This window comes from Bacillus sp. Y3, from assembly GCF_008123875.1.
Taxonomy (GTDB): domain Bacteria; phylum Bacillota; class Bacilli; order Bacillales; family Bacillaceae; genus Bacillus; species Bacillus altitudinis.
Genome location: NZ_VSSC01000010.1, coordinates 18835 through 34614, shown reverse-complemented (window position 1 = coordinate 34614; position 15780 = coordinate 18835). Strand labels below are relative to the sequence as shown.

12 protein-coding genes and 1 other annotated feature (1 of these 13 only partly in view) are annotated in these 15780 nt (G+C 42.2%); all 12 genes read right to left on the bottom strand.

Translation table 11 applies throughout. The features are described 5' to 3' along the window. Positions 1 to 6 precede the first annotated feature (6 nt). Positions 7 to 315, bottom strand: a complete 309-nt coding sequence (gene rpsJ, locus FXF70_RS18025; RefSeq protein ID WP_003156464.1) for a 30S ribosomal protein S10 — start codon at positions 313 to 315, stop codon at positions 7 to 9. Positions 316 to 533: 218 nt separating this feature from the next. Beyond that, positions 534 to 1493 (bottom strand): alpha/beta fold hydrolase, encoded by a 960-nt coding sequence (locus tag FXF70_RS18020; protein WP_148780867.1) that lies wholly within the window; start codon positions 1491 to 1493, stop codon positions 534 to 536. A 108-nt stretch (positions 1494 to 1601) separates the two neighbouring features. Further along, complete coding sequence (gene tuf / locus FXF70_RS18015) at positions 1602 to 2792, bottom strand: elongation factor Tu (RefSeq protein WP_125590982.1); 1191 nt, start codon at positions 2790 to 2792, stop codon at positions 1602 to 1604. A gap of 117 nt (positions 2793 to 2909) precedes the next feature. Continuing rightward, positions 2910 to 4988: an elongation factor G gene (fusA, locus tag FXF70_RS18010; RefSeq protein ID WP_007496301.1), complete on the bottom strand. Its 2079-nt coding sequence runs from the start codon at positions 4986 to 4988 to the stop codon at positions 2910 to 2912. 54 nt (positions 4989 to 5042) lie between these two features. Then, complete coding sequence (gene rpsG, locus FXF70_RS18005) at positions 5043 to 5513, bottom strand: 30S ribosomal protein S7 (RefSeq protein WP_003216884.1); 471 nt, start codon at positions 5511 to 5513, stop codon at positions 5043 to 5045. Positions 5514 to 5634: 121 nt separating this feature from the next. Then, complete coding sequence (gene rpsL, locus FXF70_RS18000; protein ID WP_003216962.1) at positions 5635 to 6054, bottom strand: 30S ribosomal protein S12; 420 nt, start codon at positions 6052 to 6054, stop codon at positions 5635 to 5637. A gap of 113 nt (positions 6055 to 6167) precedes the next feature. Further along, positions 6168 to 6416: a 50S ribosomal protein L7ae-like protein gene (locus FXF70_RS17995; protein ID WP_008345416.1), complete on the bottom strand. Its 249-nt coding sequence runs from the start codon at positions 6414 to 6416 to the stop codon at positions 6168 to 6170. A gap of 146 nt (positions 6417 to 6562) precedes the next feature. Further along, positions 6563 to 10162, bottom strand: coding sequence for a DNA-directed RNA polymerase subunit beta' (gene rpoC, locus FXF70_RS17990; protein ID WP_007496298.1), 3600 nt, complete (start codon positions 10160 to 10162; stop codon positions 6563 to 6565). A gap of 61 nt (positions 10163 to 10223) precedes the next feature. Beyond that, complete coding sequence (rpoB, locus tag FXF70_RS17985; RefSeq protein ID WP_007496297.1) at positions 10224 to 13805, bottom strand: DNA-directed RNA polymerase subunit beta; 3582 nt, start codon at positions 13803 to 13805, stop codon at positions 10224 to 10226. A 255-nt stretch (positions 13806 to 14060) separates the two neighbouring features. Continuing rightward, positions 14061 to 14666, bottom strand: coding sequence for a class I SAM-dependent methyltransferase (locus FXF70_RS17980; protein ID WP_007496296.1), 606 nt, complete (start codon positions 14664 to 14666; stop codon positions 14061 to 14063). 96 nt (positions 14667 to 14762) lie between these two features. Next, positions 14763 to 15128, bottom strand: coding sequence for a 50S ribosomal protein L7/L12 (rplL, locus tag FXF70_RS17975; protein ID WP_008345418.1), 366 nt, complete (start codon positions 15126 to 15128; stop codon positions 14763 to 14765). A 42-nt stretch (positions 15129 to 15170) separates the two neighbouring features. Beyond that, a complete protein-coding gene (rplJ, locus tag FXF70_RS17970; RefSeq protein ID WP_007496293.1) occupies positions 15171 to 15671 on the bottom strand; it encodes a 50S ribosomal protein L10 in 501 nt (166 codons plus the stop codon). A gap of 69 nt (positions 15672 to 15740) precedes the next feature. After that, positions 15741 to 15780 (bottom strand) — a sequence feature (ribosomal protein L10 leader region) (it continues 101 nt past the right edge of the window).

Below are 15780 nucleotides of genomic sequence, written 5' to 3'. Positions count from 1 at the left end.
TTTGAATTAAAGTTTGATTTCGATATCTACACCGGATGGTAAATCTAAACGCATAAGTGCATCAACTGTTTGCGGAGTTGGATTCACAATGTCGATTAGACGTTTGTGAGTACGCATCTCGAATTGCTCACGAGAATCTTTGTACTTATGCACCGCACGAAGGATTGTGTAAACTGATTTTTCAGTTGGAAGCGGGATTGGACCAGATACACTAGCACCAGAACGCTTAGCCGTTTCAACAATCTTCTCAGCAGATTGATCAAGAATTCTATGATCATATGCTTTTAAACGAATACGAATTTTTTGTTTTGCCATTATTTTCCCTCCTTTTCGCCTACTTACGTTAGACAGTTCTCCGTGAGAAAAACCTGATCACCTTGCCATGGCAAAGCGGCCGGGTGTGTCAGCAACCTCTCACTTCATCGCAGTCAAAGACCAACATGCACTATTGTACCAAATTGGCCTGCGTGTTGCAATAATAAATCGGATAAATTTATGATTTGCACACTTTTCATATTATACAGGGGTTCAGCCTATAAATCAAGCTTTCCCTGAAGATGATGTGTAGCTGTCTTCCTGACGATACGAATAAATTCTTCTGGCTCTTCAATATGCGGAGAATGCGCAGATTCTTTAAAAGTAAACCACTCTTTTATTGGTGCTGTAAGTTGATCAACATATGGTTTTGATACAGCAGCTGGTGTAATCATGTCATGTTCCCCGATGATAAAGTAGCAGGGTATTAATATAGAAGAAACTCGGTATTGAATACTTTCGTTCATCAGCTCGTCCCACAGCAAATCCTGGCTATACTTCTGTCCCATAAGGAATTTCCACTTATCTTTTAGCTGATAATGCTTACTAACAAGAAATGCATACAGCATTTGAAAAAGTGGCTTCCACCTATGCGTGAGCCCTACTTTGGCGAACTCTTTGTATAGAGAGAACAAAGCATGAGCAGAGGTGCGTTTCCAAGGGGGTGGTGTCAGCAATCTTAGACATCTACTGAAGAAATGCTTGCCTTGATATTTTTTTAGAAGAAGTTCGTACGATACAATATCCTCTTTTAATACATCAACCACCTGACTAATTCCATAATAGGCATGATACAAATCTGGTCGTTTATGTACAGCTTGTATCGCAATTAATGATCCCCATGAATAACCCGCAATGTATATTTTCGTTTGATCATTATAAGAAAGCAGTTTTTCTGTCAGCTCAATCGTATCCTCTATGAATTGCCCAATGTTCATAGAAGACTCAGGAATGTTTTTTTGATAAGACAGTCCTGCACCGCGCTGGTCCCAATGAACAACAGTGAAGTCTTGATCAAGTTCCTTATGAAAGGAATCGATATAACTCATTTGAGCTGAGCCTGGGCCACCGTGTAAAAATAATAAAACAGGTTTTGTTTTTTCTGCTTGATCTTCTTTTATCATAAGCCATTGATCAAGCCCGCCAATCAGCCACTTTTTCAATATTGTCTTCGCCATTCCAGTGATCCTCTCGGTTCCATTTAGATTCTATAGCTTATAGTAGCCGTTATGCACTGGAAAAGCAAAAAAAGAGACCCTTTTGCAAGGAGTCTCTTTTAACTGTTATTACTTAATGATAGTAGAAACGACGCCAGAACCTACAGTACGTCCACCCTCACGGATAGAGAAACGAGTTCCTTCTTCGATAGCGATAGTAGAGATAAGTTCAACTTCCATCTCAGTGTTATCGCCAGGCATTACCATTTCAGTACCTTCTGGAAGATGTACGATACCAGTTACGTCAGTTGTACGGAAGTAGAACTGCGGACGGTAGTTAGTGAAGAATGGAGTATGACGTCCACCCTCATCTTTAGAAAGTACATAAACTTCAGCTTTGAAACGGCTATGTGGAGTGATTGTACCTGGTTTAGCAAGTACTTGACCACGTTGGATATCTTCACGAGATACACCACGAAGTAGTGCACCGATGTTGTCACCAGCTTCAGCATAGTCAAGAAGTTTACGGAACATTTCAACACCTGTAACAGTTGTTTTACCGTTTTCTTCTTGAAGACCGATGATTTCAACTTCGTCACCGACTTTAACTTGTCCACGCTCAACACGACCAGTAGCAACTGTTCCACGACCAGTGATTGAGAATACGTCCTCAACTGGCATCATGAATGGCTTCTCAGTGTCACGCTCTGGAGTTGGGATGTACTCATCAACCGCATCCATAAGTTCGAAGATTTTTGCTTCGTAATCAGCATCACCTTCAAGAGCTTTAAGAGCAGAACCTTTGATAACTGGTACATCGTCACCAGGGAAGTCATAGTCAGAAAGAAGGTCACGAACTTCCATTTCAACAAGTTCAAGTAACTCTTCATCGTCAACCATGTCACATTTGTTAAGGAATACTACGATGTAAGGAACACCTACGTTACGAGAAAGTAGGATGTGCTCACGTGTTTGTGGCATTGGACCATCAGCAGCAGATACTACTAAGATCGCGCCGTCCATTTGAGCAGCACCAGTGATCATGTTTTTAACATAGTCAGCGTGTCCTGGGCAGTCTACGTGTGCATAGTGACGAGTTTCAGTTTCATACTCAACGTGTGCAGTTGAGATTGTGATTCCACGCTCGCGCTCTTCTGGAGCACCATCGATTTGGTCATAAGCCATAGCTGTACCTTTACCAGATTTCTTATGAAGAACTGTTGAGATAGCAGCAGTTAGAGTTGTTTTACCATGGTCAACGTGTCCAATTGTACCAATGTTAGCATGCGATTTGGAACGGTCGAATTTTTCTTTAGCCATTCTAAAAATCCTCCTTAAAGGTTCATTGTATTTGGTATGAGTGATAGAAAGTGAAGAGTTACCTCTCACTTTCTGATCTTCAATAGTAGTTATACTTTAGTTTAAAGGCAAAATCAATTATTCACCTTTATTTTTTTTGATGATTTCTTCACTGATGCTCTTAGGCACTTCTTCGTAGTGATCCATGTGCATAGTGAAAGTACCGCGTCCTTGTGTGTTAGAACGGAGTGCAGTTGCATATCCGAACATTTCAGAAAGTGGAACCATAGCGCGAACAACTTGAGCGTTACCGCGAGCTTCCATACCTTCTACACGTCCACGACGAGATGTGATATCACCCATGATGTCTCCCATGTATTCTTCTGGGATAACGACTTCTACTTTCATCATTGGCTCAAGTAGAACTGGGTTACATTTGCTGACAGCATTTTTCAATGCCATAGATGCAGCAATTTTAAACGCCATTTCGTTAGAGTCAACATCGTGGTAAGATCCATCGAATAATTTTGCTTTGATGTCGATTAATGGGAATCCAGCTAATACACCATTTTCTAGTGAATCTTCAAGACCTGCTTGAATTGCTGGAATGTATTCACGTGGAACAACCCCACCGACGATTGCATTTGTGAATTCGAAGCCTGCGCCTTCTTCGTTTGGTTCGAATTCGATCCAAACGTGTCCGAACTGACCGCGTCCACCAGACTGACGTACGAATTTACCTTCAACTTTTGCACTAGAACGGAATGTTTCACGGTACGCAACTTGAGGAGCTCCTACGTTAGCTTCAACCTTGAACTCACGCTTCATACGGTCAACAATGATATCAAGGTGAAGCTCACCCATACCAGAGATGATCGTTTGACCAGTTTCAGTGTTTGTTTGTGTACGGAATGTTGGATCCTCTTCAGCTAGTTTAGCTAAAGCGATACCCATTTTATCTTGGTCAGCCTTAGATTTAGGCTCGATAGCTACATCGATAACTGGCTCTGGGAATTCCATAGACTCAAGGATAACAAGATTTTTCTCGTCACAAAGAGTATCACCAGTAGATGTATCTTTAAGACCAACAGCTGCTGCGATATCCCCTGCATATACAGTAGAGATTTCTTCACGGCTGTTTGCGTGCATTTGAAGGATACGTCCAACACGCTCACGCTTGTTCTTAGAAGAGTTCTTCACGTAAGAACCAGAATCAAGTGTTCCAGAGTATACGCGGAAGAAAGTTAGTTTCCCAACATAAGGGTCAGTCATAACTTTAAATGCAAGAGCTGCGAATGGTGCGTCATCAGTAGACTCACGTACAACCTCTTCATTTGTATCTGGCAATGTACCTTTAATTGCAGCAACATCAGTTGGTGCAGGAAGGTAGTCAAGCACAGCGTCAAGTACAAGTTGAACACCTTTGTTTTTGAAAGCAGATCCAACAAGAACTGGGTAGAATTCAACATTCAACGTTCCTTTACGGATTGCAGCTTTCAATTCAGGAATTGTGATTTCTTCACCCTCAAGGTATTTTTCCATAAGCTCTTCATCAAGCTCAGCGACAGCTTCAATTAAGCTGCTGCGAAGCTCTTCAGCTTTATCTTTATACTCAGCAGGGATTTCTTGTGCATCAGAGCGAGTTCCAAGGTCATCTTCGTAGAAGTATGCTACGTTTTCTACAAGGTCGATGATTCCTTCGAATTGATCTTCAGCGCCGATCGGCAATTGAATTGCATGAGCGTTCGCTTGAAGACGATCTCTTAATGTGCTTACAGAGTAAAGGAAGTCCGCACCGGTTTTATCCATTTTGTTAACGAATACGATACGAGGTACTCCGTAAGTTGTTGCTTGGCGCCAAACTGTTTCAGTTTGAGGCTCTACACCTGATTGTGCATCAAGAACAGCAACCGCACCATCAAGTACACGCAAAGAACGTTCAACTTCAACAGTGAAGTCTACGTGTCCTGGTGTATCAATGATGTTTACACGGTAACCTTTCCATTGTGCTGTAGTAGCAGCAGAAGTGATTGTAATACCACGTTCTTGCTCCTGCTCCATCCAGTCCATTTGTGAAGCTCCTTCGTGAGTTTCACCAATTTTATGGATACGACCAGTGTAGTACAAGATACGCTCAGTCGTTGTCGTTTTACCGGCATCGATGTGAGCCATGATACCAATATTACGAGTTTTGTCTAAGGAGAACTCTCTTGCCATTGGGTAATTTCTCCTTCCTTATTAGGGAATAGTTTTTTTAGTTTGGTATAAATCCTACCAGCGGTAGTGAGCGAATGCTTTGTTCGCTTCTGCCATTTTGTGTGTATCTTCACGTTTCTTAACAGCAGCACCAGTGTTGTTAGCTGCGTCAAGGATTTCGTTAGCAAGACGCTCTTCCATCGTTTTTTCTCCACGAAGACGAGCGTAGTTTACTAACCAGCGAAGACCTAAAGTCGTACGACGATCTGGGCGAACTTCTACAGGAACTTGGTAGTTAGCTCCACCTACACGACGTGCTTTAACTTCAAGAACTGGCATGATGTTTTTCAAGGCTTGTTCGAAAACCTCCATCGCTTCATTACCAGTACGTTCTTTGATGATATCAAATGACTTGTAGAGAATAGTTTGTGACTTTCCTCTTTTACCGTCGATCATCATTTTGTTGATCAAACGAGATACAAGTTTAGAATTGTAAATTGGATCTGGCAAAACGTCTCTTTTTGCTACAGGACCTTTACGTGGCATCTGAATAGCCTCCCTTCTCTTTTAAAAGGATTTCTATCTGTCTTTCATCTCAATTTCATTGTCAGCTGCCTGACTCCACTGATCTGAACTCAACTTCTAAAAACCCTTATGTTTGTTTATATTATTTGCTTTGTTTAGGGCGTTTTGTTCCGTATTTAGAACGTCCTTGCATACGACCGTCAACTCCGGCAGTATCAAGCGCACCACGAACGATGTGGTAACGTACACCCGGTAAGTCTTTTACACGTCCGCCACGGATAAGTACTACACTGTGCTCTTGTAGGTTATGTCCGATACCAGGAATGTAAGCTGTTACCTCAATCAGGTTAGACAAACGTACACGAGCATATTTACGTAGTGCTGAGTTTGGTTTTTTCGGTGTCATTGTACCGACACGAGTACAAACCCCGCGCTTCTGTGGAGATGTTACGTTAGTGTGCTCTTTTTTGAAACTGTTGTATCCTTTGTTAAGTGCAGGAGACTTTGAGTTTTCAACTTTACTCACGCGTCCTTTGCGTATTAGCTGATTAATTGTAGGCATGTTGTTATTCCTCCCTTCATTACTTTTTTTATAACCCACATACCCAGGTGGTTCATCAAAAGGCAAAAAACAATGCTTTTGCATTTTAAGCATGCAAAAACAAAACAAGTACGCTATAACATAATGGCAACAGCTGCTGCCCCAACTTCAATTCCGCAGGCCTTGCCGAGCTTTTTCATGGAATCTACCACTAAAATGTCTACACCCTTCTCTTGCGCTAGTTTCATTACACTAGCGGTTAAAGCAGGATCAGCATCTTTCGCTACGACGATTTCCTTCACTGAATCTCGTTTCAGAGCTTTTACTGTTTGCTTCGTACCAATAATAATGGATTGAGCCTGTGATACTTTATCATAAGACATCGAATATCCTCCAAAGTAACAGGTTTTATTTTGAGCACCTTGGTTATATTATCATCATGGCAGAAGGATGTCAATATCGTTTGACAGATTATCTTGACATCCTTCACCATTTTTTGATGATTTTTATAGAAATCTTAAGAGAAAGATTACTCTACAGGAACCATATCGTCAGACGGCTGCACTTGTGAAACCGGCTTAACTTTACGGTAGTTTGGCATTCCAGTTCCAGCAGGAACAAGTTTACCGATGATGACATTCTCTTTCAAGCCAAGCAGTTCATCACGTTTTCCTTTGATCGCCGCATCTGTTAGGACACGAGTCGTTTCTTGGAAGGATGCTGCAGACAAGAACGAGTCTGTTTCAAGCGATGCTTTTGTAATACCAAGAAGAACTGGACGGCCTGTTGCAGGACGTTTGCCTTCGAATAGTACTTTTTTGTTCGCTTCTGTGAATTGGTGTACATCAAGAAGTGTGCCTGGTAATACATCTGTATCCCCTGCATCAGCGACACGCACTTTACGAAGCATTTGGCGAACCATTACTTCTACGTGCTTATCTCCGATTTCTACCCCTTGCATACGGTATACTTTTTGTACTTCATGAAGCAGATATTCTTGAACAGCTGTCATATCAGTCACTTTAAGAAGTTCTTTCGGATCGATCGAACCTTCTGTCAGTACTTGACCACGAGTGACTTTGTCACCTTCAACAACTTTCAGACGTGCATTGTAAGGAGCTGTGTAAGAGCGAGTTTCAACTTCGCCTTGAACCACAATTTCCTGTTGCTTGTCACGAACATCGTTAATTTCAGCAACGACACCATCAATTTCAGAAATGGTTGCCTGCCCTTTCGGATTACGCGCTTCAAATAACTCTTGGATACGAGGTAAACCTTGAGTGATATCGTCTCCTGCTACCCCACCGGTGTGGAACGTACGCATTGTAAGCTGTGTTCCTGGCTCACCGATCGATTGTGCAGCGATGATTCCAACTGCTTCACCGACTTCAACGTCAGTACCAGTTGCAAGGTTACGGCCGTAGCATCGTTTACATACACCATGAGGCGTGTTACATGTAAATGCAGAACGGATCCATACTTCCTCGATTCCTGCTTCAACTACTTCAAGTGCTTTATCTTCATCAATTAGTTCGTTTTCGCCAACAATGACTTCGCCCGTTTCAGGATGAACAATTGGTTTTCTTGCAAAACGTCCGATCAGACGTTCTTCAAGTTTCTCAATAATTTCATTTCCTTCTTTAATGGACTTCGCCAAGATTCCACGGTCTGTACCGCAATCTGTTTCACGGATGATAACATCCTGTGCAACGTCAACGAGACGACGCGTGAGGTAACCTGAGTCAGCTGTTTTAAGAGCTGTATCGGCAAGACCTTTACGCGCTCCGTGAGTGGAAATAAAGTATTCCAATACGGTTAAACCTTCACGGAAACTAGATTTAATCGGAAGTTCAATGATACGTCCAGCCGGGTTGGCCATCAGACCACGCATACCAGCCAGCTGAGTGAAGTTAGATGCGTTACCACGCGCTCCAGAGTCACTCATCATGTAGATAGGGTTGACTTCATCAAGGGACTTCATCAGTTTACCTTGGATGACATCTTTAGAAGAACTCCAGATCGAAATGACTCTCTCGTAACGCTCTTCTTCAGTAATCAAACCACGTCTGAATTGCTTCATGACGTTATCTACTTTTGCTTGCGCTTCTTCGAGGATCTTCTGTTTATCATCTAATACGACGATATCAGACACCCCAACCGTAATACCCGCTTTAGTAGAGTATTTGAAACCAAGATTTTTCATGCGGTCAAGCATTTTAGATGTTTCAGTGATATGGAATCTCTTAAAGATTTCCGCAATGATTTTACCTAAAATACCTTTTTTGAACGGCGCATTGATTTCTTGTTTCTCGATCGCAGCTTTGACATCTTCACCTTTTTCAAGGAAGAAGCGGTCAGGCGTTTTTTCTTCAATATTGCTCTTAGTCGGTTCATTCATGTATGGGAATGATTCCGGTAAGATTTCGTTAAAGATTAGTTTTCCAACTGTTGTAATCAACAATTTAGAACGCTGTTCATCAGTGAATGTCACATTCTTCAACGAGTTAGCTGCAACAGCTACACGTGTATGAAGATGCACATACCCATTTTGATAAGCTAGAAGGGCTTCGTTCGTATCTTTGAAGACCATACCTTCTCCGATAGCACCTTTACGCTCAAGTGTAAGGTAGTAGTTACCTAGCACCATATCCTGAGATGGCGTAACAACAGGTTTTCCATCTTTCGGGTTCAAAATGTTTTGAGCAGCAAGCATTAAGATACGAGCTTCAGCTTGAGCTTCAGCAGATAATGGTACGTGAACCGCCATTTGGTCACCATCAAAGTCAGCGTTGTAGGCAGTACATACAAGTGGATGCAGACGAATTGCGCGTCCTTCCACAAGTGTAGGTTCAAACGCTTGAATACCAAGTCTGTGAAGAGTTGGTGCACGGTTTAGTAAGACTGGATGCTCACGAATCACTGATTCTAAAACATCCCAAACTTCCGGCTGCACGCGCTCAATCTTACGTTTCGCGCTCTTAATGTTGTGAGCTAATCCTTTTTCAACAAGCTCCTTCATCACGAATGGTTTGAATAGTTCAAGAGCCATTTCTTTCGGAAGTCCACACTGATACATTTTCAAATGTGGTCCAACGACGATAACGGAACGTCCAGAATAGTCAACACGTTTACCAAGCAAGTTTTGACGGAAACGCCCTTGTTTCCCTTTCAGCATGTGAGAAAGAGATTTCAATGGTCTATTTCCTGGTCCTGTTACTGGTCGGCCTCTACGTCCATTATCAATCAAGGCATCGACAGCTTCTTGAAGCATACGCTTCTCGTTCTGAACGATGATGCTTGGCGCGCCAAGATCTAATAAACGTTTCAGACGATTGTTACGGTTGATGACACGACGATAAAGGTCGTTCAAGTCAGAAGTAGCAAAACGTCCGCCATCAAGCTGAACCATTGGACGTAATTCTGGTGGAATAACCGGAAGTACATCAAGGATCATCCAAGACGGTTTGTTTCCTGAGTTACGGAAAGCTTCCAACACTTCAAGGCGTTTGATCGCACGTGTACGACGCTGTCCTTGAGCTGTTTTTAGCTCTTCTTTGAGTGTATCTACTTCTTTCACAAGATCGATATCTTGAAGAAGTTTGTTAATTGCTTCTGCACCCATAGCTGCTTGGAAGGTGTTACCGTATTTATCTAAATAAGCACGGAATTCTTTCTCAGAAAGAAGTTGTTTCTTCTCAAGCGGTGTGTTGCCAGGATCAGTCACGACGTAAGAAGCGAAGTAAATCACTTCTTCTAACGCACGTGGTGACATATCTAGAACAAGACCCATACGGCTTGGGATACCTTTGAAATACCAAATGTGGGAAACTGGAGCAGCCAGTTCGATATGCCCCATTCTCTCACGACGGACTTTTGCCCGTGTTACTTCTACACCACAACGGTCACATACAACACCCTTATAACGAACGCGTTTATACTTTCCACAATGACATTCCCAGTCTTTTTGCGGTCCGAAGATACGTTCACAAAAGAGACCATCTTTTTCCGGTTTCAGTGTACGATAGTTAATCGTTTCAGGCTTTTTCACTTCACCAAAAGACCAAGAACGGATTTTATCAGGTGATGCGAGACCGATGTTCATATACTCAAAATTGTTCACATCTAGCAAGGGGCCTACCTCCCTTTTAATCTTCGGGTTATACCCTAGTCACTTGCTCTAATCGTTTCTGCTATTCTTTTGTGACTGCGTCACGTTCAAGATCGACAGGTGCGAGGTCTGCAGCATCTTCGTCATTAGATAACGCTAATCCGTCTGCTTTCTTCGTTTCCTCATCGTCTTCTAAATCTCTCATTTCTATCTCTTCTTCATCGCCAGATAGGATTTTCACATCCATACCTAAACTTTGAAGTTCTTTAATTAATACTTTGAATGATTCAGGGACACCTGGTTCAGGTACGTTATCCCCTTTGACGATCGCTTCGTATGTTTTCACACGACCCACAACGTCATCCGATTTTACAGTTAAGATTTCTTGAAGTGTATATGCTGCACCGTAAGCTTCAAGTGCCCATACTTCCATCTCTCCGAAACGCTGTCCACCAAACTGTGCTTTACCGCCCAGTGGCTGCTGCGTAACAAGTGAGTATGGTCCAGTTGAACGTGCGTGAAGTTTATCGTCAACCATGTGAGCCAGTTTGATCATGTACATGATTCCCACTGATACACGGTTATCGAATGGTTCACCAGTTCGACCGTCATAAAGGACTGTTTTCGCATCACGGGACATACCTGCTTCTTCAAGCGTTTCCCAAACATCTTCCTCACGCGCACCATCAAATACTGGTGACGCAATGTGGATGCCTAGGTAACGTGCAGCCATACCCATATGAAGCTCAAGTACCTGACCGATATTCATACGAGATGGTACCCCTAGAGGGTTTAACATGATATCAATCGGTGTTCCATCTGGAAGATACGGCATATCTTCTTCTGGAAGGATTTTGGAGATAACCCCTTTGTTACCATGTCGTCCGGCCATTTTGTCACCTTCAGAAATTTTACGCTTCTGAACGATGTATACACGGACTAACTGGTTAACACCTGGTGGTAATTCATCTCCATCTTCACGGTTAAAGACTTTGACATCGTGGATGATTCCGCCGCCGCCGTGTGGTACACGTAGAGACGTATCACGTACTTCACGAGCCTTTTCACCAAAGATTGCATGTAATAGACGTTCTTCAGCTGTTAGTTCTGTTACACCTTTAGGCGTTACTTTCCCGACAAGAAGGTCTCCGTCTTTTACTTCTGCACCAATACGGATAATTCCACGCTCGTCAAGGTTGCGTAATGCATCTTCCCCAACATTTGGAATATCACGCGTAATTTCTTCTGGTCCAAGCTTTGTATCACGAGCTTCTGATTCATATTCTTCAATATGAATAGAAGTGTAGACGTCATCTTTTACAAGGCGCTCACTCATAATGATCGCATCCTCATAGTTGTAACCGTCCCAAGTCATGAAGCCGACCATGACGTTACGTCCTAGAGCCAATTCACCTTTTTCCATAGAAGGACCGTCTGCAAGGATTTCTCCTTTGACGACTTCATCTCCAACACTTACAATTGGGCGCTGGTTGTAGCAAGTCCCTTGGTTAGAGCGGACAAATTTCAGCAAGCTGTATTTGTCTAGGTTTCCTTTGACTTGTTGTCCGTCAACGTCTTCATAACGGCGAACCCAAATATTCTTCGCTTCAACACGTTCTACAACACCTGGGTAACGGCAGATCACAGCAGCACCAGAGTCTTTACCTGATACATACTCCATACCTGTACCAACAATCGGTGATTCCGGCTGCATCAAAGGCACAGCCTGACGTTGCATGTTCGCTCCCATTAGAGCGCGGTTAGAGTCATCGTTTTCTAAGAATGGGATACATGCTGTCGCTGCAGAAACAACCTGCTTCGGCGAAACGTCCATGTAGTCAACGCGGTTTCGAGGAACAACGGTGTTTTCCCCTCTGAAACGAGCAATGATATTATCATCAATAAACGAACCATCTTCACCTAATATAGCGTTCGCTTGTGCTACTACGTAATTATCCTCTTCATCAGCCGTTAAGTAATCGATTCTCGGCGTCACTTTACCTGTTTCAGGATCAACCCGACGGTAAGGTGTTTCGATAAATCCGAAGCGATTCACTTTCGCAAATGAAGATAGAGAGTTGATCAAACCAATGTTTGGACCCTCTGGTGTTTCAATCGGACACATACGACCATAGTGAGAATAGTGAACGTCACGAACTTCCATTCCTGCACGCTCACGTGTCAAACCACCCGGTCCAAGCGCTGATAGACGACGTTTGTGTGTCAATTCAGCAAGCGGGTTTGTTTGATCCATGAACTGAGAAAGCTGAGAGCTACCAAAGAACTCTTTGATAGAAGCGATCACAGGACGGATGTTGATCAGCTGCTGAGGTGTGATCGTGTTCGTGTCTTGAATCGACATTCTTTCACGAACAACACGCTCCATTCTGCTTAAACCAATACGGAATTGGTTTTGCAGAAGTTCACCTACAGAACGCAGACGACGGTTACCAAGGTGATCGATATCATCTGTGTCGCCTACTCCATGAAGTAGGTTAAAGAAGTAACTGATTGAAGCAATGATGTCAGAAGGCGTGATGTTCTTCACAGCTTCCTCTACATATGCATTACCAATCACGTTGATCACTTGCTCGCCTTCTTGATCAGTTGGTGCATAAATCTTGATAGATTGAAGTTCTACTTCATCCTCTACTACGCCACCGTTTGGATAAAGCTTTCTAAATCCGATGCCGTTTTCTAAGTATGGAAGAACTTTATCAAGCACTCTTCTATCTAAAATTTGACCTTTTTCTGCTAGGATTTCACCTGTTTCAGGATCAACTAGCGTTTCAGCCAATTTTTGATTGAATAGTCTATTTTTAATATGAAGCTTCTTATTAATCTTGTAGCGTCCAACATTTGCTAAGTCATATCTCTTCGGATCAAAGAAGCGAGAGTCTAGCAAGCTTTTCGCATTTTCAACAGTTGGCGGCTCTCCGGGACGAAGACGCTCGTAGATTTCGAGAAGTGCTTTATCAGCATTCTCTGTATTGTCTTTTTCCAACGTGTTGCGTAAGTATTCATTCTCGCCAATGAGGTCAAGTATCTCTTGATCAGAGCTGAAGCCGAGAGCACGCAAAAGAACCGTAACCGGCAACTTACGTGTGCGATCGATGCGTACATAGACTACATCCTTCGCATCAGTTTCGTATTCTAACCATGCGCCACGGTTTGGAATGACAGTCGCAGTAAAACCTTTTTTACCGTTTTTGTCTACTTTACCACTGAAATATACACTTGGAGAACGTACTAACTGAGAAACGATTACACGTTCCGCACCATTAATGATAAAAGTACCTGTGTCTGTCATGATTGGGAAATCACCCATAAACACATCTTGGTCTTTTACTTCTCCAGTTTCTTTGTTAATTAAACGAACTTTTACTCTTAGTGGAGCAGAGTAAGTTACATCACGTTCTTTTGATTCTGCTACAGGATACTTAGGATCCCCTAGGCTGTAATCAATGAATTCAAGAGAAAGGTTACCAGTAAAATCCTCAATTGGGGATATATCTTGAAACATCTCTCTAAGACCCTCATCAAGAAACCACTGATAAGAAGAGGTTTGAATTTCAATGAGATTTGGTAATTCTAACACTTCGCTTATGCGTGCGTAGCTTCTGCGCTGGCGGTGTCGTCCATACTGAACTAGTTGACCTGTCAACTGATTCACCCCTCAAATCATGCGTATTATATGTGTAAAAAGTATTTCTGTCTTTCAAATGTCAGTAAAGAAATACTTTTACAAGACAAAAGAAAAAAGGGTTTCTAAAATAAGAAAACCACATCCAAAAACAAATACCGATTTTATTAGTTTTCCCAAGTATGCATAATTTATACAAAATAGTTGTTTTTTAAACCTATCAAGCAAAATATACACATTGGCATTTTATAATGTTAACACAGCTAGGAAACTGCGTCAAACTTTTTTAGCTTTGATAATATAGTAGCCCTTTTTTTTCATAACGACCGTCACTTCTCCAAAAAGCTGCTCTAATTTCTCAATCGCAGATGGTCCACCTTGTTTTTTCTGAATAACCACCCACAACTCACCTTCCGGCAATAAATGATCAGCACTTTTTTCAAAGATCGCATGTACTACTTTCTTCCCTGCCCGTATTGGGGGATTGGTCAGTATAGAGGCAAAAGCAGCTGATGAATGAACATTCGAGAACAAATCACTTTGATAGATGCGGACATTATCAATGCGATTATGCTTAGCGTTTTCCTTTGAAAGTTCGACTGCTCTTTCGTTCACATCAATCATATGAATGGTGCGGCCTGTCATTTCGTTTGCTAACGATAAGCCGATCGGTCCATAACCGCAACCGACATCTAAGACGTCGCCATCCAAGTCAGGTTCTTCAAAAGCTTCAATTAAAAGCCTCGAACCATAGTCGACTTCTTTCTTAGAAAACACTCCACTGTCACTTGTAAAAGTAAAGCTACGGTTTCTCAAGGTGAAGTCCCATGTCTGTTTATTGCTTTTCACTGATGGCTTTTCCGTATAATAGTGGTCACTCATGGTGAATGGACCTCCTCTGGATTCAATCGTTTCAGGAGATAAGAAAAGAAAAAGCCCGCCAGTAAAAGCGAGCTTTCCCAAAAGGTTAGGCGAAGATTACTTAACTTCTACAGAAGCGCCAACTTCTTCAAGCTTAGCTTTAAGTTCTTCAGCTTCTTCTTTAGCAATACCTTCTTTAAGTGGTTTTGGAGTGTTGTCAACAAGTTCTTTAGCTTCTTTCAAGCCAAGACCAGTGATTTCACGAACCACTTTGATAACTTTGATTTTTTGGTCTCCAGCACCAGCAAGTACTAGATCAAAATCAGTTTTTTCTTCAGCAGCAGCACCGCCACCAGCAGCTACAGCTACAGGAGCAGCAGCAGTTACGCCAAATTCTTCTTCGATTGCTTTTACTAAGTCGTTTAACTCAAGTACAGTTGCTTCTTTAACTGAAGCAATGATTTCTTCGATATTTAAAGCCATTTGTAATTCCTCCATTTTTAAGTTTTTTACGTCAAGTACGCATTAAGCGCCTTGTTCTTCTTTTTGATCTGCAACTGCTTTAGTAGCAAGAGCAAGGTTACGAACTGGAGCTTGAAGAACGCTAAGCAACATAGAAAGTAAGCCTTCGCGAGACGGAAGTTCCGCAAGAGCCTTCACTTCTTCTACAGTCGCTACGTTTCCTTCGATAACACCAGCTTTGATTTCTAAAGCTTCGTGGCTTTTCGCAAATTCGTTGATGATTTTCGCAGGTGCGATAACATCTTCGTTACTGAATGCGATAGCGTTTGGACCTGTTAAGAAATCGTTTAAACCCGTTAGTTCAACTTGTTCAACTGCACGGCGAGTCAAAGTATTTTTGTAAACTTTGAATTCTACGCCAGCATCACGAAGCTGTTTACGAAGTTCAGTCACTTCAGAAACTGAAAGACCGCGGTAATCTACGATTACAGTAGACAAACTGTCTTTAAATTTAGAAGTAATTTCATCAACGACAACTTTTTTAGTATCGATTGCATTGCTCATGGTTACACCTCCTGTACATTCTTTGTGTAACACTTATACCGATCAGGCCATCACGTTCCTAACGAACGGTTCTCCATATAAAAAGCCTCCATTAAGACATGGAGGCTGT